Source organism: Rodentibacter trehalosifermentans, assembly GCF_002000545.1.
GTDB lineage: Bacteria > Pseudomonadota > Gammaproteobacteria > Enterobacterales > Pasteurellaceae > Rodentibacter > Rodentibacter trehalosifermentans.
This window is the reverse complement of the sequence record NZ_MLHL01000084.1, coordinates 1-22815: the sequence shown is the minus strand read 5'-3', so window position 1 is coordinate 22815 and position 22815 is coordinate 1. Positions and strand designations below refer to the sequence as shown.

Annotated in this window: 22 protein-coding genes; 13 read left to right on the top strand and 9 right to left on the bottom strand. The window is 41.0% G+C overall.

Annotated elements, in window-relative coordinates:
• Nucleotides 1–17: 17 nt before the first annotated feature.
• Nucleotides 18–536, bottom strand: coding sequence for a hypothetical protein (locus BKK52_RS12220; RefSeq protein ID WP_143531427.1), 519 nt, complete (start codon nt 534–536; stop codon nt 18–20).
• Between the two features lie 152 nt (nt 537–688).
• Nucleotides 689–1588, bottom strand: a complete 900-nt coding sequence (locus BKK52_RS12215; protein WP_077421512.1) for an AraC family transcriptional regulator — start codon at nt 1586–1588, stop codon at nt 689–691.
• Nucleotides 1589–1672: 84 nt separating this feature from the next.
• Here BKK52_RS12215 and BKK52_RS12210 point away from each other — a divergent pair, with 84 nt between their 5' ends.
• Nucleotides 1673–2455, top strand: a complete 783-nt coding sequence (locus BKK52_RS12210) for an SDR family NAD(P)-dependent oxidoreductase (RefSeq protein WP_077421511.1) — start codon at nt 1673–1675, stop codon at nt 2453–2455.
• Nucleotides 2456–2479: 24 nt separating this feature from the next.
• Here BKK52_RS12210 and BKK52_RS12205 read toward each other — a convergent pair whose 3' ends face one another.
• The 4 genes from BKK52_RS12205 to rraB all read right to left on the bottom strand — a co-directional run bounded on the left by BKK52_RS12205 (nt 2480) and on the right by rraB (nt 4923).
• Nucleotides 2480–2881 (bottom strand): hypothetical protein, encoded by a 402-nt coding sequence (locus BKK52_RS12205; protein ID WP_077478805.1) that lies wholly within the window; start codon nt 2879–2881, stop codon nt 2480–2482.
• Nucleotides 2882–2949: 68 nt separating this feature from the next.
• Nucleotides 2950–3570: a peptidylprolyl isomerase gene (slyD, locus tag BKK52_RS12200; RefSeq protein WP_077478804.1), complete on the bottom strand. Its 621-nt coding sequence runs from the start codon at nt 3568–3570 to the stop codon at nt 2950–2952.
• A gap of 63 nt (nt 3571–3633) precedes the next feature.
• The gene (locus BKK52_RS12195) at nt 3634–4350 is read right to left on the bottom strand and encodes an SIMPL domain-containing protein (protein ID WP_077478803.1); all 717 of its coding nucleotides are present in this window, start codon (nt 4348–4350) and stop codon (nt 3634–3636) included.
• A gap of 150 nt (nt 4351–4500) precedes the next feature.
• Nucleotides 4501–4923, bottom strand: coding sequence for a ribonuclease E inhibitor RraB (rraB, locus tag BKK52_RS12190; protein ID WP_077478802.1), 423 nt, complete (start codon nt 4921–4923; stop codon nt 4501–4503).
• A gap of 106 nt (nt 4924–5029) precedes the next feature.
• Here rraB and truD point away from each other — a divergent pair, with 106 nt between their 5' ends.
• The 5 genes from truD (at nt 5030) to nlpD (ending at nt 8848) form a co-directional block, all read left to right on the top strand.
• Nucleotides 5030–6058, top strand: coding sequence for a tRNA pseudouridine(13) synthase TruD (truD, locus tag BKK52_RS12185; protein ID WP_077478801.1), 1029 nt, complete (start codon nt 5030–5032; stop codon nt 6056–6058).
• Between the two features lie 90 nt (nt 6059–6148).
• Entirely contained in the window at nt 6149–6889 is a 741-nt protein-coding gene (gene surE / locus BKK52_RS12180) for a 5'/3'-nucleotidase SurE (protein WP_077478800.1), read from the top strand.
• 41 nt (nt 6890–6930) lie between these two features.
• Nucleotides 6931–7506: a YqaA family protein gene (locus BKK52_RS12175; RefSeq protein WP_077418119.1), complete on the top strand. Its 576-nt coding sequence runs from the start codon at nt 6931–6933 to the stop codon at nt 7504–7506.
• Nucleotides 7507–7518: 12 nt separating this feature from the next.
• Nucleotides 7519–7704 carry a putative periplasmic lipoprotein gene (locus BKK52_RS12170; protein WP_077418121.1) on the top strand — a complete coding sequence of 62 codons (186 nt, stop codon included), beginning with the start codon at nt 7519–7521 and terminating at the stop codon, nt 7702–7704.
• A 13-nt stretch (nt 7705–7717) separates the two neighbouring features.
• A complete protein-coding gene (nlpD, locus tag BKK52_RS12165; RefSeq protein WP_077478799.1) occupies nt 7718–8848 on the top strand; it encodes a murein hydrolase activator NlpD in 1131 nt (376 codons plus the stop codon).
• Nucleotides 8849–9145: 297 nt separating this feature from the next.
• Here nlpD and BKK52_RS12160 read toward each other — a convergent pair whose 3' ends face one another.
• On the bottom strand, nt 9146–11140 hold the full coding sequence (locus BKK52_RS12160) for a UDP-glucose:protein N-beta-glucosyltransferase (protein WP_077478798.1): 1995 nt from the start codon (nt 11138–11140) through the stop codon (nt 9146–9148).
• Nucleotides 11141–11163: 23 nt separating this feature from the next.
• Nucleotides 11164–12501: a 30S ribosomal protein S12 methylthiotransferase RimO gene (rimO, locus tag BKK52_RS12155; protein WP_077478797.1), complete on the bottom strand. Its 1338-nt coding sequence runs from the start codon at nt 12499–12501 to the stop codon at nt 11164–11166.
• A 156-nt stretch (nt 12502–12657) separates the two neighbouring features.
• Between rimO and BKK52_RS12150 the strand changes: the two genes are divergently transcribed.
• The 4 genes from BKK52_RS12150 (at nt 12658) to BKK52_RS12135 (ending at nt 16892) form a co-directional block, all read left to right on the top strand.
• Nucleotides 12658–13377, top strand: coding sequence for an MgtC/SapB family protein (locus BKK52_RS12150; RefSeq protein WP_077421300.1), 720 nt, complete (start codon nt 12658–12660; stop codon nt 13375–13377).
• Between the two features lie 139 nt (nt 13378–13516).
• Nucleotides 13517–14632, top strand: a complete 1116-nt coding sequence (gene asd / locus BKK52_RS12145) for an aspartate-semialdehyde dehydrogenase (RefSeq protein ID WP_077421301.1) — start codon at nt 13517–13519, stop codon at nt 14630–14632.
• Nucleotides 14633–14683: 51 nt separating this feature from the next.
• The gene (locus BKK52_RS12140; RefSeq protein WP_077421302.1) at nt 14684–15628 is read left to right on the top strand and encodes an alpha/beta fold hydrolase; all 945 of its coding nucleotides are present in this window, start codon (nt 14684–14686) and stop codon (nt 15626–15628) included.
• Between the two features lie 217 nt (nt 15629–15845).
• Nucleotides 15846–16892, top strand: a complete 1047-nt coding sequence (locus tag BKK52_RS12135; protein ID WP_077421303.1) for an extracellular solute-binding protein — start codon at nt 15846–15848, stop codon at nt 16890–16892.
• Nucleotides 16893–17170: 278 nt separating this feature from the next.
• On the opposite strand, the gene BKK52_RS13980 is transcribed toward BKK52_RS12135, so the two are convergent.
• The gene (locus tag BKK52_RS13980) at nt 17171–17392 is read right to left on the bottom strand and encodes a helix-turn-helix domain-containing protein (protein ID WP_244160253.1); all 222 of its coding nucleotides are present in this window, start codon (nt 17390–17392) and stop codon (nt 17171–17173) included.
• A gap of 106 nt (nt 17393–17498) precedes the next feature.
• Here BKK52_RS13980 and BKK52_RS12125 point away from each other — a divergent pair, with 106 nt between their 5' ends.
• The 3 genes from BKK52_RS12125 (at nt 17499) to mutS (ending at nt 22783) form a co-directional block, all read left to right on the top strand.
• Nucleotides 17499–18371 carry a hypothetical protein gene (locus tag BKK52_RS12125; RefSeq protein ID WP_077478796.1) on the top strand — a complete coding sequence of 291 codons (873 nt, stop codon included), beginning with the start codon at nt 17499–17501 and terminating at the stop codon, nt 18369–18371.
• 33 nt (nt 18372–18404) lie between these two features.
• Nucleotides 18405–19775 (top strand): FtsK/SpoIIIE domain-containing protein, encoded by a 1371-nt coding sequence (locus BKK52_RS12120; RefSeq protein WP_077478795.1) that lies wholly within the window; start codon nt 18405–18407, stop codon nt 19773–19775.
• Nucleotides 19776–20197: 422 nt separating this feature from the next.
• Nucleotides 20198–22783 carry a DNA mismatch repair protein MutS gene (mutS, locus tag BKK52_RS12115; RefSeq protein WP_077478794.1) on the top strand — a complete coding sequence of 862 codons (2586 nt, stop codon included), beginning with the start codon at nt 20198–20200 and terminating at the stop codon, nt 22781–22783.
• Nucleotides 22784–22815 lie beyond the last annotated feature (32 nt).

Genomic DNA, 22815 nt, shown 5'->3' with positions numbered 1-22815 from the left:
GTCAGCCCCAAAATAAATTATAAAAACCTTTTATAATTTATTTTTCCAAACTCTAAATAATCTTTCATATTTTGCTCGATATCTTCATTTTCCCAATTTGTATTGTCTTCTCCTGCTTTATGATAGTTATTTTTATCAATAATAAACTGATGATATATATTTAAAGTTTTTTTCTTTGAAAATTCGTTTTGGCATATCTTTATATAATTATTGAAATTTAGTGATTTCACATTATCTCTTTTTATGTGGGGAAAATTCTTTTCAAAATTTTGATATATGTTATTCAATCCTTCATCGGTAAATAATCTAGTAATCGGTGATAAAGCAAGATCTAATTCTAGATAAGCGTTGTAAAAATTTCCATTATTTTCTATTTTTAAGTATTTATCTAAACAATGAAGTATCCCTAAATATTGAAACTGGTTAAATACAATAGGATCATTTTTTAATTTTTGTTTTACTTTAGTAAACAATTCATTATTTGAAAATGCAGTTTGACTAAATGAAAATAATATTAATAAAATAAATTTTTTCATATCATTTAAGATCCTAGAAATAAATAACTGATGCCACTCAATAATAGCTATGCTCTTTTCCACCTATAAAATCACCATTAAGCGATAGCGTGACATGATCGATTGCTCTAAAATCACGAGAAATCTTAGGTATCATAGCGTATATTCCTTTACTAATAATATCTTGATATGTTTGGGGATTTTATTATTTTTCTACCTATATTGTATTGTTCCCGAAAGGTTTTGGGTGTGCATTGTTCATTTTTTTTGAAGAATTTATTGAAATGGGTGGCTTCTTCAAAGCCGAGTTGTAAGGCGATATGTTTAATCGATTGTGAGGTATGAACCAGCAGACGTTTTGCCTCTAGCAGCAAACGCTGATTAATGAGTATTTTGGTTGGCAATCCGGCATAGGTTAAGCAGGTTGTACTCAGCGTTTTTTCGGAACAAGCCAGCTGTTTGGCATAAAATTGCACTTGGTGCTGTTCGCAAAAATATTGCTCCAGTAGCTGAGAAAACTGTTGCCAACGGGGATTTTGCTGTTTAACCGTACAATGATTATCGACATATAGTGTCTGTAATAAGAGCATAAAACTCTGTAATTGCGACTTTAATAAAAGGGTTTCATTTCGCTCTCTCCAATTGAAGTAACGATATTGTTTTAACTGTTTTAGTGTGGGTTCAAGCAATTCAGATTGTTCCGTGGTTACAAAATGTCGCTGTGGCAATATTTGTTCGATCTTACCCCACTGAGGTGAGAGCCATTCGGCAGGAAAAGACATTCCCCAGCCATCCCAACCTTCCATGGACAAAAAGTGGTGAACTTGCTGAGGATAAATCAGTAACCATTCACCGGCACATTGTTGTACCTTTTTAAAATCCAATTCATGCCAACATTCACCTTTTGTGACCCATAACCACACATAAAAATCAAAGCGATGTTGCCCACTAAGTTGTTGGCGAATTAATTCATCCGCCTGTAAATCACTTTGTTTAAATTCACTGAACAAACATATTTCCAATATGGGTTGAGTATGTGTAATTTTTTCAACGATATTTCCGTTTTTTACCATAAATATTGCTATTTTTACCTTTTTATATATTTTATTTATCGAATAATATCATAGTGTCAACATTGAACAAAATAAGGAATGAAAATGAATAAAACTGCATTAATTACCGGTGCATCAAATGGGATTGGCTTGGAATTAGCCAAAATTCATGCACAAAAAGGAGGCGATTTAGTATTAGTCGCTCGTTCGCAAGAAAAACTCAGTCAAATTGCGCAAGATCTCAAACAACAATTTGGTGTCAAAGTTTGGACTATCGCTCAAGATTTAGCTCGACCTCAGGCGGCTCAAACTATTTTTGATGAAACTGAGGCAAAAGGTATTCAAGTGGATATTTTGATAAATAATGCCGGTGTCGGTGGGCATGGGCGATTTTTTGAACGTGATCTTGCCAAAGAAGGGCAAATGATCCAACTTAATATCACCGCTTTAACCGAATTATCCCATTTGTATTTGCAGGCGATGATCGCCCGTAAAAGCGGGAAAATCCTTAATGTTTCATCAACCGCTTCATTTATGCCCGGTCCGTTACAGGCCGTTTATTATGCGACAAAAGCTTATGTCACTTCCTTTAGCCAAGCTATTGCCGAAGAAGTGCGAGAATTTGGCGTAACCGTGACCGCACTTTGCCCAGGTGCAGTTGCTACGGGATTTGTGGAAGCCGGTGGATTGGAAGATATTGAGGCATGGAAGCATGCGAAAAGCCCGCAATCTGTAGCTGAATATGGTTATCAAGCCATGTTAAAGGGGGAATTGGTTGCGTTTAACGAAAGCAAACTCAAATTCGCCCTAGAATGGATTATTCCTTTTTTACCAAGAAAAATGGTATTGAAAATGTCACGGACTGCGATGGAAAAAACAAAGTCCTGATTGCTTTTAAAATGTTGAGCTGCGTTATGGCAACTCATGGCCCACAATGATTTCTAATTGATAAGATGCGGTCTCATTTCTTCGGGCTTGGGCTCGCATCATATAAACCTGAACCTGATATTCTCCGGTTTCTTGTGCGACCCCTTCAAATTGGTCGCCTTGTACACTGCCGTTAAAAATAGCTTCTTTTCCTTGAGGGGGCAGGATATTGAAGTAAGCATGGGGGAAAAATGTCGCCATACTGATGTTTAAATTCTGCCCTTTTTTCACAAAAAAAGGATAGTTTGCAGTTTCATAGCCGGTGATTTTCCCTGAAAAATGTTGTGCTTCTGCCATTTGTGGTTTCACTTCTGTTTGTTCAACTTTGGTGTTCATCGCACAGCCACTCAGCCAAAAAAGAAGCGTTAACAGTAGGATTTTTTTCATCATTTTTCCTTCATTTATCAGACAAAAAGAAAGGCAACATGAGTTGCCCTTTCTCTTTTGAGCGAAAATTAGTGACCGCCGCAGCCACAACCGCCATGTCCGTGATGATCTTGTTTATGACTGCCGCCACAGCAACCTTCATGTCCATGATCGTGATTATGATGATGACCGCCACAACCACAGCCGTGACCTTCTTCGTCACTATCATGGTGATGATGACCATGTGCACCATGAACATGACCATGGGCGATTTCTTCTAAGGTGGCTTCACGGGTGGCGACCACTTCAACGGTGAAGTGTAATTCTTGACCGGCTAACATATGGTTACCGTCCACCACCACTTCATCTCCGTCTACTTCGGTAATCACTACAGGAATTGGGCCAATATCCGTGTCGGCTAAGAAACGCATACCCACCACTAATTCATCAACTCCTTGGAACACCTCTTTAGGTACACGTTGCACCATATTTTCATTATATTCGCCATAACCTTCTTCCGGTTGGACACGAACTTCAAATTTATCGCCTACTGCTTTGCCTTCAAGGGCTTTTTCAAGACCAACGACTAAATTATGATGACCTTGTAAATATTCTAAGGGTTGATTGGCCGGTGCTTCGTCCACTAATACACCATCTTGGGTGCGTACTTGGTAAGCAATGCTCACCACGACATTTTTTGCTACGTTCATGAGGTTTCCTTATTGTGTGAAATTGTTGTCATTGTATAGAAGAAAGAGGAATTGTATAGGAAATTAATCCTTAAGCAATTCAATTTGTGCGTTTGCCCGTACTCGTACCGCTTCTTTTCCACTTTCTAAAAGTGCCTCAGGGGCGGCATCGGCAGATAGCATGGCGACTTTGGCGGCGCGTGGTGCAGCATAAGGACGGATAGATACAGGCTCGTTTACCGAGGAAATGTCTAAATTAAGAATGCGGTAATTTTTCATTTGTAATGACTGTTGAATTAATGTGGCTTTATTTTTAAATTGTTCAATCACCGCTTGTGTTAATTCGCTTTCTACACCCATGAGTTTTTCAGGGGAAATAGTTGCATTCACATCTTCAATGGCAAGAATGCCATCAAGGGCGTTGAGCACATCTGATAAGGCTTGGAAATCTTTGCTTTCTAATGTGAGATCCGCTCGGGCAATCCAACCAGTTTTCTTCCCTTCGTTGTCGTAACGAACGGAGGTTTGACGGGAATTGCCTTTAATCTCCACCGCACTTTGTTTTTGAACGATACCCACGGCTTTATTTAAACGCTCTGAAATTGTCTTATTTAAGTCAGCTAAATTTTTGCCGTCCACTTGATAAAATAAACGGACATTCAGTAAATCACGTTCTATGCTTTTTTCCGCTTCGGTACTAAAGGAAACCAAATTAGCTTGCTGGGTAACAGCGTTTTCTGCCAAGGCAGATGTTGCCAAGGGTAAGGCTAATAGCGCAAGGCTGAATGCTTTTAATTTCATAAATTTCTCCAAAAATTATTCACCAATTACTAAAGCGATTTATCCACGCCTTTGGTGCCGTAGGCAAACCAACGTTCAAAAAGGTTGTTTTTATGACCGCACTTTTATAGCGCAGTCTGATGATTATAAAAGGCTTATTGAATGAGTGAATTAATGTAAACGTGCTTCTTCGACCTCGTCGTCATCAAAAAATTCACCATCATTGCCGTATTCGTCTTCATCGGCATTCGGATCTTCAAAATAAGTCCCCCAGCCGTCATAAGTCCCTTTGTGTTTTTCAATGAGGGGTAAAAGTGCTTTTTGTTGGGCGTCAATAATTTCCGGTTTTAATTCCACTTCACTGATGATATCAAAACAGAAAATCGCCTTTCCATGCTCATCCTCAAATTCTTCCGCCTCTGAAACTTCATAGCCGGCTTTGAATGCTTCTAGCGCAATTTTTTCCAATAAATCAAAATCATCATGTGCGATATGATGCTCAATAATATAAAGGGCAGAGGGATCGCTGCCGTCATTTAATAAATCGGTGATAATTTCGCGTGTTTCTGCTTGAAGTGCGGAAAAATCCGTCATGATGAATTCCTTAGTTGGCGTGAAAAGTGCGGTTATTTTAGTGGATAAATCCCCAAAAGTCGCATAAAATTTCGCAGATTATTTTCAACCTAACCTCATTAAAACCATGCTTGCACCACTTCCTTACCTCAGCTTAAAAACACCGCCAAAATCCACCGCACTTTTAAAACAACACTGTGCAGATTTTGTGGTGAAAGAAGATCTGGGCTATGAAATGTCTGGTGAGGGGGAGTTTGTGGCGTTGAAGGTTCGCAAAACAGGGTGCAACACCTTATTTGTGGGGGATAAATTGGCGCAATTTGCCGGCGTGTCGGTGCGGAATATGGGGTATGCCGGTTTAAAAGATCGTCAAGCGGTGACAGAACAATGGTTCTGCTTGCAAATGCCGGGGCAAGATACACCGGATTTCAGCGGTTTTGAATTAGAAGGGGTAGAGATCTTAGCGGTCACTCGTCATCATCGCAAAATCCGCACCGGTAGTTTACAAGGCAATTATTTTGATATTTTGCTGCGTGATGCCAAAGAAAACGAGGAATTAAAGGCTCGTTTAGAGGTTGTGGAAAAGGTGGGGTTTCCCAATTATTTTACGGAACAACGCTTTGGCCGAGATGGGCATAATCTCACACAAGCATTACGTTGGGCAAAAGGCGAAATTAAAGTTAAAGATCGCAAAAAACGCAGTTTTTACCTTTCCGCCGCTCGTAGTGAAATTTTTAATTTAGTGGTGGCGGCACGCATTGAACAAAACCTTGCACAACAGATTTTGCCCAATGATGTTGTGCAATTAAACGGCTCACACAGCTGGTTTAAAGCCGATGACACAGAAGACTTAGATGCCTTACAAGTGCGGTTAGAAAATCAAGATATTTTGCTCACCGCACCGCTTATTGGGGAAGAAAATCCGCAGGCTTCAAATATTGAAAATGCCATTGTGGAACAACATGAGGTATTCTCATCTTTAATGAAACAAGAAAGAATGAAAGCGGCACGCCGCCCGCTTTTGATGCGCCCAGCACATTTCCAATGGCAGTTTGTTGAGGAAGGCTTAAGGCTCTCTTTTTATTTGCCGGCAGGGAGTTATGCCACGGCACTGATTCGGGAATTAGTCAATTATAGTGAATTAAAATTTCGATGATACTGCCTAAGCCCGCCTTGCTGTACTTTGTACTATCTACAGCGGGCTGACTTGTCTCATTTTAATTCACTATATTAAGGAAGAAGTATAATGCGAATTTTATTAAGTAATGATGATGGTTTTCACGCAGAAGGTATTCAAATTTTAGCGGCAGAATTACGCCAATTTGCAGATGTGGTGATTGTCGCACCGGATCGCAATCGCAGCGCCGCCTCCGGTGCATTAACCTTGGTTGAACCCTTACGCCCTCGTCATTTAGATAATGGGGATTATTGCATTAACGGCACGCCGGCAGATTGTGTGCATTTAGCCTTAAACGGTTTTTTATCCGGTCAGGTAGATTTAGTGGTTTCGGGCATTAATGCCGGGTGTAATATGGGAGATGATACCCTTTATTCCGGCACTGTGGCGGCTGCATTAGAAGGGCGCCATTTGGGTTTGCCTTCCATTGCTGTTTCACTAGATGGCCGCCAACATTATGAAACCGCAGCCCGAGTGGTGGCAGATTTAATTCCCAAATTGCATAATCAATTATTAAATCCTCGAGAAATTATCAATATTAATGTACCGGATTTGCCTTATGAGGAACTCAAAGGCTATAAAGTTTGCCATTTGGGTTACCGTTCATCTGCGGCAGAGGTGATAAAACAAGAAGATCCTCGTGGTGAAGCCATTTATTGGATTGGTCCTGCCGGTTTGCCGGAAAACGAGCAAGAGGGTACGGATTTTCATGCCGTAAAAAATGGCTATGTATCCATTACCCCTATCCAAGCGGATATGACAGCACATCATTCAATTCAGGCTTTACAAGATTGGCTGGAACGTGAATAATGCACGTTTTTTGATTAAATGATAATTAGAAGGTGAAGGGAATGAATATTTTTGGCTCCATGTACGATAAAACCATGGCGTGGTCGACACATCGTTTTGCGGCGTTTTGGCTATCCTTTGTGAGTTTTATTGAAGCGATCTTTTTCCCCATTCCGCCGGATGTGATGTTGATCCCTATGTCGATGTCAAAGCCAAAAAGTGCGGTCAAATTGGCTCTTTATACAGCGATTGCTTCTGTTCTTGGCGGTATGGTGGGCTATGCCATCGGTTATTTTGCAACAGATTGGGTACAGGGGATTGTCCAGCAATGGGGCTATGGTGAACACTGGGCAACAGCGATAAGCTGGTTTGAGCAATGGGGGGGATTGGTAGTTTTCGTGGCAGGTTTCAGCCCTATTCCCTATAAAGTGTTTACGATTTGTGCCGGCGTCATGCAAATGGCGTTTTTGCCTTTTGTAGTCACGGCATTTATCTCTCGAGCAGCACGTTTTTTGTTGGTGGCAAAACTTGCTGCTTGGGGCGGAGAAAAATTTGCAGCAAAATTACGTCAATCCATTGAAATTATTGGCTGGGCGGTGGTTGTGCTTGCTGTGGTGGCTTACTTTATTTTGAAATAAATAGGATAGGTAATGAATAAATATTTATTTATGTTGTCTATGGTGTTTGTGTTATCTGCTTGTGCTTCGCAAGAAGCCCAAGATCCGAATGTGTTACCCAATGGTATTATGCAGCCTGTTGAAGGCACAGGCGCCGTTGCAGGAGGCAGTTTTATGCCGGAAATCGAACAACAAACGATGCCAAATACCATGAAATAAGAAGGAAAAATAAATGAAGAAATCGTTTTTATTATTGCCTCTGAGTGTGACAATTTTAACTGCTTGTTCATCGAATACCCAAGCGCCAATTGAAAATGCCGGTGGGGAACTTTCACCGGGTATTATGCAGCCGGTGGACAACAGCAGTAGCGGCACTTGGCAGCCGGAAATTCAACAAAATACTATGCCAAGCGTCCCCACACAACCGACTTATCAGTCGGTACAACCTACAACATCGGCGCCTGTACACCCTCAAACTAAAACGGTAACCAAAACCGTGTCAGATTGTACAAACTCAAGCCCAATTAATGTGCCACGCAATCCGAATACCAATGCCCCGGATTACAGCCAAATTCAAAAAGGCTCATATAAAGGGAGCACTTATAAAGTCAATAAAGGTGATACGATGTTCCTTATCGCTTACTTAGCCGGTATGGACGTTAAAGAATTGGCGGCATTAAATAATATGTCAGAGCCTTACAGCTTAAGCGTTGGGCAGACCTTAAAAATTGGAAAATGTACCACAAAAACGATCACAACTACCGTGCCGGTAAATAATTCGGCACCGGCTACCCCGGCAGTGACTTATACCCCAGGCGCAAATGGGACCCAAATTGGATCTGATGGAACGGTGATTGGTCCAATTAAATCAGGCGTAGGTGTGGCTTCTAGCGCACCAAGCCCGACAATGCCAATCAATGTTCCAACCACACCGGTAGCAACAGGGAATACCACGCCGGTGAATGCCAATGTGGTGGAGCCAATTGCCTCAAATATCGCCTGGCAATGGCCTACAAATGGAAATATTATCCAAGGTTTCTCAAGTACTGATGGAGGTAACAAAGGGATTGATATTGCAGGTTCTCGTGGACAATCGGTGAAAGCCGCAGCAGCAGGGCGGGTAGTTTACGCCGGTAATGCATTGCGTGGTTATGGTAATCTTATCATCATTAAACATAACGATGATTTCTTAAGTGCCTATGCCCACAATGATAAAATCCTTGTTAGCGATCAGCAAGAAATCAAAGCAGGGCAAGAGATTGCGAAAATGGGTAGCACCGGCACCAATAACGTAAAACTTCACTTTGAAATTCGTTATAAAGGTAAATCGGTGGACCCGATTCGTTATTTACCAAGACGTTAAACTAATATCAGTATTATGTAGCAGTTACACAATAGATAATTTTTCGCTCCCTCCGTTTACTGGGAGCTAGGCGTCACCTTACAGGGGGATCGCAACAAAGTTGCAAAAACTCGGTGAAAAATAACCGCTCTTCCCCCCCTCCGCCTGCGGCACCTCCCCCCGTAAACGGGGGAGGGAAGATATCCAATAGTTTTGTGCAAGTGCTACATAACACCGACTAAGATGAAAAGAGCGGTCAAATTAACCGCTCTTTTTGTCGTATTCATCAATAAAAAATCCCCTTGTGGGGATTTTTTATTATTCGGCTTTTTTAGTCGCTTTCTTTGTCTTTTTCACTGCCGATTTAGCCTCGGATTTGACCGCACTTTTCTTGGTTGTTTTTGAGCTATCGGATTTTTTCGTCGTGGCTTTTTTCTTTGGTTTTTTCACTAAATTTGCCGATTTCCACTCGTTTAATTTTTCCAACAAGACTTTACCCATTGGGCTTGGATCGCCGGTAAAGAGGGTTTTTAATCCGTTATTTTCAATAATATGGTGGCGTAAAGCCAAGCGTTCTTCGTGGTTTTCCGCTAAACGAATGGCTCTTTCTACATAGTCATCCACCGTATTGGCAATCAACCATTCCGGTAAGCCCAGGCGTTTGAATAAGCCTTCATCAATATGTTCATGCACTTCTGGGCCGGTTTTACAAACGCCCACCAAACCAAGAGTGACCATATCAATAATACCGTTTGTGTTGCCAAATGGGAATGGGTTTACCATCATATCGCAGTTGTGCAAAATTCGCAGATATTGATGATAATGCGAGTGCGGATGAGCCGTGGCATCATCACCTAAATAAGATTTAATAAAACGCTCCACATAAGGATGGGTAATGCCACTGGACTGACCCAGTGCAAAGTGGAAGTGCACTTTTACTTTGGCACGATCACGAATGGCTTTTAACGCTTCCAAGAAATACGGGTTTAATTTCATGGTGGTTGAGGCGATACCGATATTCACTACTTCCGGATTTTTGCGTAGGCGATATTCTACGTTTTGTGGGGCAAGGGCTGACGGCACATAAGGCAATGCATCTTTTGGCAGTCGTAATAGGGTTTCGCTGAAGCAGTCTTCTGATCCCACATAATCGTCTTCCACAATCACATATTCGATGAAATCGGAATGGGTCGTGGCCGGGTGTCCGAGGGCAATCACTTGGATTGGTGCAAGGCGGGTATTGCTGGCAAAAATGGTGGTAAGATCCATGCCGATACTTGGCATATAAAGTATTGCCGCACCGTTTTCCTCACAAATTGATTTTATAAACTGCAATTTTTCAAGGACGTTATTGCCTTTCATTAAATGAAATTCATCAAATACCGCTCTGCCGGCGTCATCCACCGCTTCGCCGCCAATACCGATTAAATGAAAACGCTCACGTGCCGCAGTCATTGAGGTGGAGTGGGTACGATAAATGGAATGTGCGGAGTGGAAATGTTCTAAAAGTACTACCATCACCGGTTTTCCATTGCGTTCACCCAATTTGTTCACATCACGATCTGTCCAGCCTGAAGCAAGAAGATGGCGGCGGATCACTTGGTTTAAAGCTCGTTTTACATTATGTTTATTGGCTGCCACGTCATAGCTACAATGCATATAGACATCGTGAGAAATACCACTCGGGAGATTGTTAAGGTTTTCAAGTTGAACTAATTTTTCAGGGTACCATTGTAACAAGGCACCACGTTTACTAAATGCCGGCTGTGTACCGATAAAGCGGGGCGATTGTAGCGCAAAGCAAAGTGAGGCACATAAATCCGCATCAATTTCCCATAAAGCATCTAAATTAAGATTAACGTTGGATTCCGGCAAATAAAGAATACAGAATTTGATTAATGATGTCTTCGTTGAAGTATCTAAATGAATATCTAATGGATTTTGAGGTGCAGGATTGGTGTTATAGGTTTGTAAAATATGGTCTGCATTCACAAAAGGGGAAGAAGCAAAAATCATATTCAACCAACGTTGTAAAACAAGGAAACGTAATGCACCCGATGGAGAAATATCTAATTTGGGATCGCTGAATAGTTGCGTGATAGCGACAGCCATACGGGTAGCAAAGTAAATATTTTTATCTTTGTCCAGATTTTCAAGTTGTTGTGGAACGTCAAGTTCAATATCTTGAATGTCGCCAAAATTTGAATCAATTTTACCGAGAATATCAAGCAATTCTACGCAAGCTACTTCATAGTTCTTAGCGGCAACTTCTTTTTCAAAGCGTATTACACTTGGTTTTTTTACTTCAGACATTTTGTTTCCCTTCTTCTTTTTTATTAACAGGTTCCCCACAGATCGTATTCGTCTGATTGGGTAATAGTTACTTTAATCACATTGCCAACCTTGACCTCGCTGCCACTGATATTGTCAATATAAACCACACCATCAATTTCCGGTGCATCGGCTTTTGATCGCCCGATGATGCCTTCTTCGTCAATTTCATCTACCAACACATCCAAGGATTTGCCGACTTTTTGTTTCAATCGGTCGGCGGAGATTTCTTGTTGCAGTTGCATAAAACGGTGGAAACGTTCCTCTTTGACTTCTTCCGGTATTTGATCTGCCATCTCTGTTGCGGGGGCGCCTTCCACCGGACTAAATTTGAAGCATCCCACGCGATCAAGCCGGGCTTCTTTTAAGAAATCCAGTAATAATTGAAAATCTTCTTCCGTTTCCCCCGGAAAACCCACAATAAAGGTGGAACGCAGGGTTAAATCCGGACAAATTTCACGCCATTTTTTGATGCGTTCCAAAGTGCGGTCAATACTGCCCGGTCTTTTCATTGCCTTGAGGATTTTTGGGCTGGCGTGCTGCAACGGGATATCCAAGTAAGGTAATAATGTACCGTCAGCCATTAATGGAATTAAGTCATCTACGTGAGGATAAGGATAAACGTAATGCAACCGTACCCAAATCCCCAACTTCCCTAACTGTTTACAGAGTGTCATCAAATCATTTTTAATCGGCATACCGTTCCAAAAGGCGGTTTTTACGCCTCCTTCTTGGCGTTTTAAATCCATAGAATAGGCAGAGGTATCTTGCGATACCACCAACAATTCCTTCACGCCCGCCTCCGCCAAACGCTTGGCTTCATCCAATACTTGGGTGATAGAACGGCTTTCCAAATCCCCCCGCATAGAAGGAATAATGCAAAATGTGCAACGATGGTCGCAACCTTCTGAAATTTTCAAGTAAGCATAATGCTTCGGTGTGAGCTTTACTCCCTGTTTCGGCACAAGACTGGTGTAAGGGCTATGGGCAGGTTTCGGCACATACTTATGTACCTGTGCCATTACTGCTTCATAACTATGCGGTCCCGTCACTTCCAAGACTTTCGGATGTACTTCACGGATGCGGTCTTCTTTTGCACCTAGGCAACCGGTCACAATGACCTTACCATTTTCTTCCAACGCTTCACCAATAGCCTCTAGGGATTCTTGCACTGCACTATCAATAAAACCGCAGGTATTCACAATCACCAAATCGACATTTTCATAGCTCGGTACAATGTTATAACCGTCCGTGCGCAATTCCGTTAAAATCCGCTCGGAATCCACTAAATTCTTCGGACAACCCAAGCTCACAAAACCGATATTCCGGCTTGAATTTTGCATAAATTTATCTCTATTTTAGTCATATCTTTAAGCGCGCAATTCTACCTTCTTTCTGATTGAAAGGCGATAAATTAAAGGTAAAGGATTGTAAATTAATTGTATTTTCACGTAGCCCACATTAGAATTTCTGCCTAATTTTATGAATAAAATCACACTATGGAAAATTCATCCCTCATTTTGACCGCACTTTTAAGTTCTCATCATTTAATTATCCTCGGTAAAATGTTTTTAGCCTTGCTTTTGGGGAGCATTATCGGCTTGGAACGTGAGTTAAAACACAAACCCGTGGGCATCAAAACCTGTTCAATTATTGCCATCACCACCTGCGTGCTAACCATGGTTTCCATTCAAGCCGCAGAGCATTACGCCCAAGTGTCGGAAAATATCCGCACCGATCCCATGCGTCTTGCCGCACAAGTTATCAGCGGAATTGGTTTTCTCGGCGCCGGGGTGATTTTACATAAAAAGAATGATGCTATTTCCGGTTTAACCACCGCCGCAATCATTTGGGCGGCGGCAGGTATCGGCATCGCAACAGGTGCAGGTTTTATTTTTGATGCACTTATTGCAACGGCAATGATCTTGGTTGCTGTGCGTTTCAGCCCGATGGTGCAACGTTTGGTACGCCGTAAAGGTCGTAAAAAGAAAACCAAAATTATCATTCATCTCAGTTCATCCGCCTCTCTTGCGGTCATCACGGATTTATTAATTCAAAACGATTACCGTATTGAAAATCTTTCTGTCAAGGATTTAGCGAATAACGAAATTCGCGTTCAAATTCGCTGCTTTGCCATCGACAACACGATGATTAAAGATATTTATACACTATTAAAAACGGAAGACGGCGTGTTGAGTGTGGAGTTGTTTGAAAACTAATCGAATGAAATTCTGTGTAATTAATTTTTAGCGTGAAAAATGACCGCACTTATTTAATTCACAAAAATACTTGATTTTAACCACACTATCTTGTAATTAATAACCCTATTCAAACACAATATAAACAAAGGAAAATACTATGAAAAACGTTGGTTTTATCGGATGGCGCGGAATGGTCGGTTCCGTATTAATGGATCGTATGGTGCAAGAAAATGATTTTGCAAACATCAATCCTATTTTCTTCACCACTTCACAAGCAGGGCAAAAAGCCCCAGTCTTTGCCGGCAAAGAGGCGGGCGAACTCAAAAATGCTTTCGATATTGAAGAGCTGAAAAAATTAGACATTATCGTCACTTGTCAGGGCGGTGATTACACCAACGAGGTTTATCCGAAATTAAAAGCAACCGGCTGGAACGGTTTTTGGGTGGATGCGGCTTCCGCATTGCGTATGGAAAAAGATGCTATCATCGTGCTTGATCCGGTTAACCAAAAGGTGATTGACGAAGGGCTAAAAAACGGCATTAAAACCTTTGTGGGCGGTAACTGCACCGTGAGCCTGATGTTGATGGCAATCGGTGGTTTATTTGAACGTGATTTAGTGGAATGGGTCTCCGTGGCGACCTACCAAGCCGCATCGGGCGCAGGGGCAAAAAATATGCGTGAATTGCTTTCCCAAATGGGGTTATTGCGTGATGCGGTGAAAGACGAATTAGCCAACCCCGCTTCTTCCATTTTAGACATTGAACGTAAAGTAACCGCAGAAATGCGCTCCGCCGATTTCCCAACAGAAAACTTTGGTGCAGCATTGGGCGGCAGCCTCATTCCTTGGATCGACAAACTGTTACCGGAAACCGGACAAACCAAAGAGGAATGGAAAGGCTATGCGGAAACCAACAAAATTTTAGGGTTAAGCGATAACCCAATCCCAGTGGACGGTTTATGTGTGCGTATCGGTGCATTGCGTTGCCACAGCCAAGCCTTCACCATCAAACTGAAAAAAGATTTACCGTTGGCGGAAATTGAACAAATCATCGCTTCCCATAACGAATGGGTGAAAGTGATTCCAAACGACAAAGAAACTACATTGCGCGAACTTACCCCTGCAAAAGTCACGGGAACATTAAGCGTACCGGTCGGTCGTTTACGCAAACTCGCCATGGGGGGCGAATACCTCGCTGCTTTCACCGTGGGCGACCAACTCCTTTGGGGTGCTGCTGAGCCGGTTCGCCGCATTTTGAAACAGTTGGTGGCATAATAACTATTTATCACTAGGGCGTTGTTGACGCCCTTTATTTTATAGATTCCTATGATTCGAGAACCCCGTTTTTGCCAATTTGCCTTGGTGGAATTGTTGCCTTTTTTTGAACGTTTCCCCACTCAATATCTTATGGGCAAAGGCAATGTTCGCATTGCCTATCGTCATTTTGTTCACGAGGAAAGTGCGGTCAAAAAATTGATGATTTTAGTGAATGGGCGGGCGGAAAATATGATGAAATGGTCGGAGCTTGCCTACGATTTTTATCACCAAGGCTACGATGTGTTGTTGTTCGACCATCGTGGGCAGGGCTATTCTGCTCGGCTTTTGCAAGACCCGGAAAAAGGGCATTTGGACGAGTTTCGTTTTTATGTGGAAGATATGCAAAAAGTGATTGAAAAAACGACCGCACTTTTTGACTACCCAACCCAACATCTGGTTTCCCATTCTCTTGGTTCGCTGATTGCCGCTTATTATCTGGCAAATTGCGATCATCGCATTGAAAAAGCGGTGCTTTCTTCCCCCTTTTTTGGCGTGCCGTTAAAACATCCTATTCGGGACGAACTGATTATTGCCGCAATGAATTTATTGGGGCAGGGCGAGCGTTATGTGTTCGGCAAGGGAGCGTATAAACCGGCGCATTTAGAGCGTAACGAATTGAGTTTTTGCAAAACCCGAATGAAATGGATGAATCGAATTAACCGAAAATATCCCCCCCTTCATCTTGGCGGCCCCACTTTTCGTTGGGTGCATTTGTGTCTCAATGCCATAAAACGCCTACCGACAATTGTGCCACGCATTAAAATTCCCGTGCTGATTTTGCAATCGGAAAAAGAAAAAATTGTGGATAACAAAACTTTGCAAAAACTGACCGCACTTTTCCCTAACGCCTGTTGTGAACTGGTTCATCAAGCAAAACATGAGATTTTATTCGAACGGGATGGGTTGAGGGAAAATGTGATAAAAAGCATCGTTCAGTTTTTTGAAAAACCATAATTGTTGAACGTGGTGTTCCTCATTGGTTTTTTTATTCTAAAACAGCTCATCAGACCTCTATTTATTCGCAGATAAATGTTAAAAAAATATTGCAAATTGAGCCTATTACCCTACAATCACTGAGCCTCAAATACTAAGGTTCTTCCCTCTTTGAGTGTGGCGATCTCGCTGTAGGAGATCTGGTTTTATTTTCTGTTACAAGGAGAATAAAAAAATTATGAAAAAATTGACCGCACTTTTCAGTTCAAGTGTACTTCTATTCGGTATTCACAATATCGCAGCCGCTAACGACAATACGGTGTATCTCTATACTTGGAGCGAATACGTGCCGGAAGGTTTATTGGATAATTTCACCAAAGAAACCGGTATTAAAGTCATTGTGTCCAGTTTGGAATCAAACGAAACGATGTATGCCAAACTTAAAACACAGGGCGAACACGGTGGTTATGATGTGATTGCGCCGACCAGCTATTTTGTTTCCAAGATGATACGGGAGGATATGCTGAAAGCCTTAGATCATAAAAAACTTCCCGTCATCAAAGAATTAGACCCGAATATGTTGGATAAACCTTTTGATAAAGGCAACAAGTATTCATTACCACAGTTATTTGGGGCGACCGGCATTGCCTATAATACGGATACTCAAAATCCTACCCAGTTTCAATCTTGGGGTGATCTTTGGAAGCCCGAATTTAAAGGTCGCCTACAAATGTTGGACGACCCAAGAGAATTGTTCAATATTGCCCTGTTAAAAATAAACAAAGATCCGAACACACAAGATCCAAAGGTGTTGGAAGAGGCTTATCAAGAATTGCTCAAATTGCGTGGCAATATTTTGGCATTTAATTCGGATAATCCTTCCAGCAGCTTTATTTCAGGCGAAACGGAAGTGGGTTTACTGTGGAATGGATCTGTTCGCATTGCCAAAAATGAGGGTGCGAAAATTGATATGGTTTATCCGAAAGAAGGTACGATGCTTTGGATTGATAATTTAGCCATCCCTAAAACCGCTAAAAATGTGGAAGGGGCGCACAAGTTAATCAATTATTTGCTGAGTGCTGATGTAGCAGAAAAACTCACTTTGCAAATTGGTTATCCTACTTCTAATCTCAAAGCATTAAAACGCTTGCCAAAAGAATTAACAGAGGATCAGGCTACATTTATCGCCCAAGATGTCCTCGATAGAAGTCAATGGCAACTAGACGTTGATGATGCCATTGAACTGTATGAAGGCTATTATCAAAAATTAAAAGCCGCTCAATAATATTGATGGTGGCAAACGAAACCGCACAAAAGTGCGGTTTATTTTTGGTTGGTTTTCTCTATAAAGGGTTTCGCATTCGTGATCCCCTCCATTCCTTTTATTATTTCAACGGTTGTTAGGAGAAATATTTTTATAAAACTGTCTCCAAAAAAACCAATAATCCCCTTTGCTTATCTAAACTCAAATTATTTAAGTGATAATTCAATCGACTTTTCACATCATTTTCGTTTATAGGAATAAATTTTTTTCTACCATTTTCAATTTGATCGGATAAACAATCAATAAAAAAACCAACCAATCGGCGTATTAAGTAAGGTGGCGATTTCAACAAGGTGGGAAACATTGATTTTATTTTCCCCACGTTCATAGCGGGAAAGTTGCTGTTGGGCAATGCCGATTTGTTCCGATAGTTCTGCGGCACTTAACCCAACTTCTTTGCGTTTCTGTTGGATTCTTTTACCAATCAATCTATCTGTTTCCGTCACTGAAAGTTTCGACATTTTCTAGCCCTAAATCATCTTTTATTGCTATTTTGTAACTGTTTTACTCTTTTAAAAACATCTGTTAAAGTACATTTAATCTTTTTTATACATTTAAGGAGTTATTATGGTTTCTCAACAAAATGTGATTGAGGCTTTCTATCGCTTGTATCAGGCTTATCATCACAGACATTTCACAAAAACGCTCAATTTCACTCAAAAAACAGAGCAAGAGCTACTTCCAATGGTCAGGTGTTATCTTCTTGGTTATTTTGATCATCTTGAGCCGGAAGCCAAAGTACAGGTTACGAATAATTATCAAGGTCGTCTTGATTTCTTTATTGACAATGTTGCTGTTGAGTTTACGGTCCGCTCAAAGAATAAAGGGGCAAATAACCTTAAAGCTGAAAATAATGTGCGTGAAATTAAAAAACTAATGAAACATCCAAATCATTCTTTAATGATTTTATTTGACTTCAAGAAGGGAGTAACGGAAAGAGAAGTAGAGAAAATCCTAAAAGAATACCGAAATATTCCCTCTTTAGGGCGAGGAAATCCCCATAGATATCCATTTACTGTTGTTTATTTTTATCAAGATGAAGATGGGGATTTGTGCTATTACCCAAGAAGGATTCGGGTAAAAAGACGTCCTGTCAGCTTAAGTGAAGATAAAGATATTATTGAAAAAATTAACGTGATTAATCATAAAAACTTAACTGCTAGAGAATATGATAATGGAGAGCTTATTCATGACTATCCTGTAGAGGTGAGAATTAAAGATAATGAATTAACGGTTGAATATCAAGATGATGAAGGTAATTATTATCAATATAAAGGAGAGAAAAAGAAGAGAAATATTTATGAGTTAATCTCTACCGAAAGCTCTAATGATAAAGCCACAGTATCTTTATTTATTGATGAAGATGATCATACATTGACTATTGAGGGAATTCTCATAGAAGGTGGTTCTAAAAAAGAATGGATTATTGAAGAGAAATAGATTAACAAAGTATAAACTGCGTGGAGTTAAATAATGAAAAACAACCAAATTAATGTACCTTCTTTATATTTCTTTAAAGAAAATTATCTAGACTTTGAGAATGCCCATCATCAAATGCTTATTGATATAAATAATGCTTTTAGAAAACTTAATATTCCCGGTTTAGTGGAATTTATAGGGGCTTCACTAAGTTTTATGAAATTTAAAGTGGTAGCTATAGAAAATGAAGATTTTCCTATTCTTAATTATTATTTTGAGGGAGAAGTGGAAGAAGAATTAGCAAAAATTTTACGTGTGCCTACCATTAGATATTATGATTTCAGTATTTTAGAAGTCCCTTATCGCAAAGAATTAAGAACAATACCCAATTTTTCTAAAGTTGATTTCGCAAAATTAAAAAATAGCACAGTGACTTTACCTGTTTTATCCGGAATGATAAGTGAAACAAATTATATCGTGTCGGATTTAGCTAAATTTCCTCATTTACTGATAGGGGGGGCTACTAGGAGCGGAAAATCTAATTGGATACATTCAATGATTTTGAGCCTTTTGCTTAATTTCAAACCTGATGAATTAAAACTAATGCTAATAGACAATAAAGGTGTTGAGTTCTCTCCCTATAATGATATTCCCCACTTACTATCCCCAGTTATTACAACGAATGATAATACAATAGATGCTTTGAGTTGGTGTGTAAATGAAATGGAAAGGCGATATATTCTGCTCGTGAAAAAAAGCGTTCGCGATATTACTGGATACAACGAGAAAGTAGATAATAAAGATAGATTACCTTATATTGTTGTTGTGATTGATGAATTTGCGGATGTAATGCTTTCAAAATATAGACAAAAAATTGAGGAATCAATCGTTCGTCTTGCTCAAAAATCAAGAGCAGTAGGAATTCATCTAGTGATTGCAACACAAAATACAAGTACAGATATTATTACGCCTCTCATCATAGCCAATATCCCTAGTCGAATAGCTTTCTCTATGTCATCAGAGGTAGATTCAAAAGCTGTATTAGGGTATTCAGGCGCAGAAGCTTTAATAGATAGAGGTGATTTTCTCCTTACTGATCTAAGGACGGGAGAACCTACACATCTTCAAGCTCCTTTTGTTAAAGATGAAGATATTGAACAAATAACTAAATATTGGCGTAAACAAGGTGAACCTAATTACATTGAGATACCCAAATATCAAGAAAGCGTTAATTCAGATGATGAATTAGATCCTTTATTTGATGAAGTTGTTCAATATATTCGTGAAACTAAGAGTTGTTCTGTTAGTAAAATACAACGTCGTTTTAAGATAATAGGTTTCAGCAGAGCTGCTAGAATACTCGCCCAGCTTGAGCAAAAACAGATTGTTTCTCCTCCATTAAATGGAAAACGATATTTGTTGTGATATTAAGTTAAGGTGGAAATTTTCCACCTTTTCTTTAGATTTTCATTAAATTGTTTCAATAATCTTATAAAACATCGTAGTCGCTACTCTTATCACTAGAAGAAAGCAAAATGAATCTAAATCACGAATATATTAACGCCTGCAAGGATGATTAGAATTTGTCATTTTACCTATTGCGGAATATGAAGATTTATTAATGAAGGTAAACCCTTTGATTTCGTAACGTCTCGCTTTTGGTGAGCATTTTCCATCTAAAGTACCTGAGATAAGGGAAAAATAAGGTCAAAACCGACCGCACTTTCACCGAATGTTTCGGGGATAAAGGATTAGGATTGGCTTTTTCCTCTTTCAACCTCTAAAATAACCTACATTTTTCGGTTAATACCGCCGTCTATTTTCTTATCAAAAAAACAGGTAACTCAATGATTTCAGAAGATAATTTTTCTCAACATACGCCCATGATGCAACAATATCTCAAACTCAAAGCAGAAAATCCGGATATTTTGCTGTTTTATCGTATGGGGGATTTCTACGAGCTGTTTTATGATGATGCGAAAAAAGCGGCAGCTTTGTTGGATATTTCCCTCACCAAACGGGGGCAATCGGCAGGGCAGCCGATTCCGATGGCGGGTGTGCCTTATCACGCGATAGAAGGGTATTTGGCGAAATTGGTTCAATTAGGCGAGCCAGTCGCAATTTGTGAACAAGTGGGGGATCCGGCTACGAGCAAAGGACCGGTCGAACGCCAAATTGTGCGTATTGTGACACCGGGGACGGTGAGTGATGAAGCCCTGTTACCGGAGCGGCAAGACAATTTGATCGCCTGTGTTTATCAGGAAAAAGAGAAATTCGGTTTGGCGATGTTGGATATGACATCGGGGCTTTTTCAACTGTGTGAACCGGAAAATAAGGAAAGCCTGCGTGCGGAATTACAACGTATTTCACCGGTGGAATTGCTGTATTGCGAAGATTTCAGTGATATGGTCATTATCGAACATTGCAAAGGGTTGCGCCGCCGCCCTATTTGGGAGTTTGAACTAGGCACGGCAATTAATTTGTTGAACCGTCAATTCGGCACGAAAGATTTGCGGGCCTTTGGGGTGGAAAAATCGCCCCTTGGTTTGAGTGCGGCGGGCTGTTTATTGCAATATGCCAAAGAAACCCAACGTACTGCATTGCCCCATATTCACCGTATTAGTGTGGTGCAAAATCAAGATTATATTCAACTGGATGCCGCCACCAGACGAAATTTAGAACTCACCCAAAATCTTGCCGGGGGAACGGAGAATACGCTTGCTTCTGTATTGGATAAATGTGTGACGCCAATGGGAAGCCGTTTGCTTAAACGTTGGATCCATCAACCTATTCGCGACACGCAAAAACTGCGCCAACGCCAGCAGGCGATTACAGAAATTTTAAATTTTGATTTGGTGGATGAATTACAGCCTTATTTAAAGCAAGTGGGGGATATGGAACGTATTTTAGCCCGTGTGGCATTGCGTTCGGCCCGTCCACGGGATCTCACCCGCCTGCGTAGTGCCTTAGCGCAACTTCCCGAACTGCGGTCGGTCGTTCAACAAAAAACACCGCCGTTTTTAACCGCACTTTTCAATCAAATTGCTGATTTTAGCGAGCAATGGGATCTTCTCCAACGTGCGATTATTGAAACCCCTCCGCTTTTAATTCGTGATGGCGGGGTGATTGCAGAAGGCTATAACTCAGAACTGGATGAATGGCGAACCCTTTCTGATGGGGCGACCCAGTATTTAGAAAATTTGGAAAAACGTGAGCGGGAAAACACGGGGATCGATACCTTAAAAATCGGCTTCAATGCGGTTCATGGTTATTATATTCAAATCAGCCAAGGGCAAGCCCACAAAGCCCCGATTCATTATGTGCGCCGTCAAACCTTAAAAAATGCGGAACGCTATATCATCCCGGAACTGAAAGAATATGAAGACAAAGTGCTGAAATCCAAAGGGGCGGCGTTGGCGTTGGAAAAACAGCTTTATGAGGAATTATTCGATTTATTGCTCCCGCATTTAGGGGCATTGCAATTGGCAAGCCTTGTGTTATCTGAATTAGATGTATTGGTGAATTTGGCAGAACGTGCCGACCGGTTAAATTATGTGATGCCCACTTTCTGTGATGAAATCAGTATGCACATTGAAAACGGTCGTCACCCGGTGGTAGAGCAGGTGTTAAAAGCCCCTTTTATTGCTAATCCCGTTGAACTTAATCAAGATCGTCATTTGCTTATTATTACCGGCCCGAATATGGGGGGGAAAAGTACCTATATGCGCCAAACGGCACTGATTGCATTAATGGCGTATATAGGGAGTTTTGTGCCGGCAGATGAGGCAAAAATTGGGCCGATTGATCGCATTTTCACCCGTATCGGAGCCTCTGATGATTTGGCTTCCGGCCGTTCCACCTTTATGGTCGAAATGACGGAAATGGCGAACATTCTCCACCAAGCCGGCACACAAAGTTTGGTTTTAATCGATGAAATCGGACGAGGCACTTCCACCTATGATGGGCTTTCTTTAGCTTGGGCATGTGCCGAGTGGCTGGCAAAAAATGTGCGTTCGCTCACCTTATTTGCCACCCATTATTTTGAATTAACGGCGTTGCCGGAACAATTTTCAGGCATTGTGAACGTCCATTTAGATGCCCTTGAGCACAACAACACCATTGCTTTTATGCACGCAGTTCAAGAAGGGGCGGCAAGCAAAAGCTATGGTTTGGCAGTCGCCGCTTTAGCGGGTGTTCCTCAACCGGTGATTAAACTGGCAAAACAAAAATTACTGCAATTGGAGAGAATATCGGGTCATGCGGCGGATCAACAAATTCAAGCTTTGCGTGAAGCCCATCAACACCAAGGTGAACTTAGTTTTGAACAAGAAACCGATGCTCTGCGTGAGGCTATCGAAAAGCTCGATCCTGATGAACTTAGCCCGAAACAGGCACTCGCCTATTTATATCAATTAAAGAAAATGGTGCATTAAAACCGCCAGAAAAATGCGGTGTTATGTCGCAC

Excerpts from the sequence above, each read along its gene's own strand:
- BKK52_RS12210 (WP_077421511.1), top strand. The coding sequence starts at position 1,673 with ATGAATAAAACTGCATTAATTACCGGTGCATCAAATGGGATTGGCTTG.
- BKK52_RS13980 (WP_244160253.1), bottom strand. The coding sequence starts at position 17,392 with ATGTCGAAACTTTCAGTGACGGAAACAGATAGATTGATTGGTAAAAGA.
- truD (WP_077478801.1), top strand. The coding sequence starts at position 5,030 with ATGCTTGCACCACTTCCTTACCTCAGCTTAAAAACACCGCCAAAATCC.
- asd (WP_077421301.1), top strand. The coding sequence starts at position 13,517 with ATGAAAAACGTTGGTTTTATCGGATGGCGCGGAATGGTCGGTTCCGTA.
- BKK52_RS12170 (WP_077418121.1), top strand. The coding sequence starts at position 7,519 with ATGAATAAATATTTATTTATGTTGTCTATGGTGTTTGTGTTATCTGCT.
- slyD (WP_077478804.1), bottom strand. The coding sequence starts at position 3,570 with ATGAACGTAGCAAAAAATGTCGTGGTGAGCATTGCTTACCAAGTACGC.
- BKK52_RS12150 (WP_077421300.1), top strand. The coding sequence starts at position 12,658 with ATGGAAAATTCATCCCTCATTTTGACCGCACTTTTAAGTTCTCATCAT.
- mutS (WP_077478794.1), top strand. The coding sequence starts at position 20,198 with ATGATTTCAGAAGATAATTTTTCTCAACATACGCCCATGATGCAACAA.
- BKK52_RS12160 (WP_077478798.1), bottom strand. The coding sequence starts at position 11,140 with ATGTCTGAAGTAAAAAAACCAAGTGTAATACGCTTTGAAAAAGAAGTT.
- BKK52_RS12215 (WP_077421512.1), bottom strand. The coding sequence starts at position 1,588 with ATGGTAAAAAACGGAAATATCGTTGAAAAAATTACACATACTCAACCC.
- BKK52_RS12220 (WP_143531427.1), bottom strand. The coding sequence starts at position 536 with ATGAAAAAATTTATTTTATTAATATTATTTTCATTTAGTCAAACTGCA.
- BKK52_RS12125 (WP_077478796.1), top strand. The coding sequence starts at position 17,499 with ATGGTTTCTCAACAAAATGTGATTGAGGCTTTCTATCGCTTGTATCAG.
- BKK52_RS12195 (WP_077478803.1), bottom strand. The coding sequence starts at position 4,350 with ATGAAATTAAAAGCATTCAGCCTTGCGCTATTAGCCTTACCCTTGGCA.
- BKK52_RS12140 (WP_077421302.1), top strand. The coding sequence starts at position 14,684 with ATGATTCGAGAACCCCGTTTTTGCCAATTTGCCTTGGTGGAATTGTTG.
- BKK52_RS12135 (WP_077421303.1), top strand. The coding sequence starts at position 15,846 with ATGAAAAAATTGACCGCACTTTTCAGTTCAAGTGTACTTCTATTCGGT.
- BKK52_RS12120 (WP_077478795.1), top strand. The coding sequence starts at position 18,405 with ATGAAAAACAACCAAATTAATGTACCTTCTTTATATTTCTTTAAAGAA.
- rimO (WP_077478797.1), bottom strand. The coding sequence starts at position 12,501 with ATGCAAAATTCAAGCCGGAATATCGGTTTTGTGAGCTTGGGTTGTCCG.
- rraB (WP_077478802.1), bottom strand. The coding sequence starts at position 4,923 with ATGACGGATTTTTCCGCACTTCAAGCAGAAACACGCGAAATTATCACC.
- nlpD (WP_077478799.1), top strand. The coding sequence starts at position 7,718 with ATGAAGAAATCGTTTTTATTATTGCCTCTGAGTGTGACAATTTTAACT.
- BKK52_RS12175 (WP_077418119.1), top strand. The coding sequence starts at position 6,931 with ATGAATATTTTTGGCTCCATGTACGATAAAACCATGGCGTGGTCGACA.
- surE (WP_077478800.1), top strand. The coding sequence starts at position 6,149 with ATGCGAATTTTATTAAGTAATGATGATGGTTTTCACGCAGAAGGTATT.
- BKK52_RS12205 (WP_077478805.1), bottom strand. The coding sequence starts at position 2,881 with ATGAAAAAAATCCTACTGTTAACGCTTCTTTTTTGGCTGAGTGGCTGT.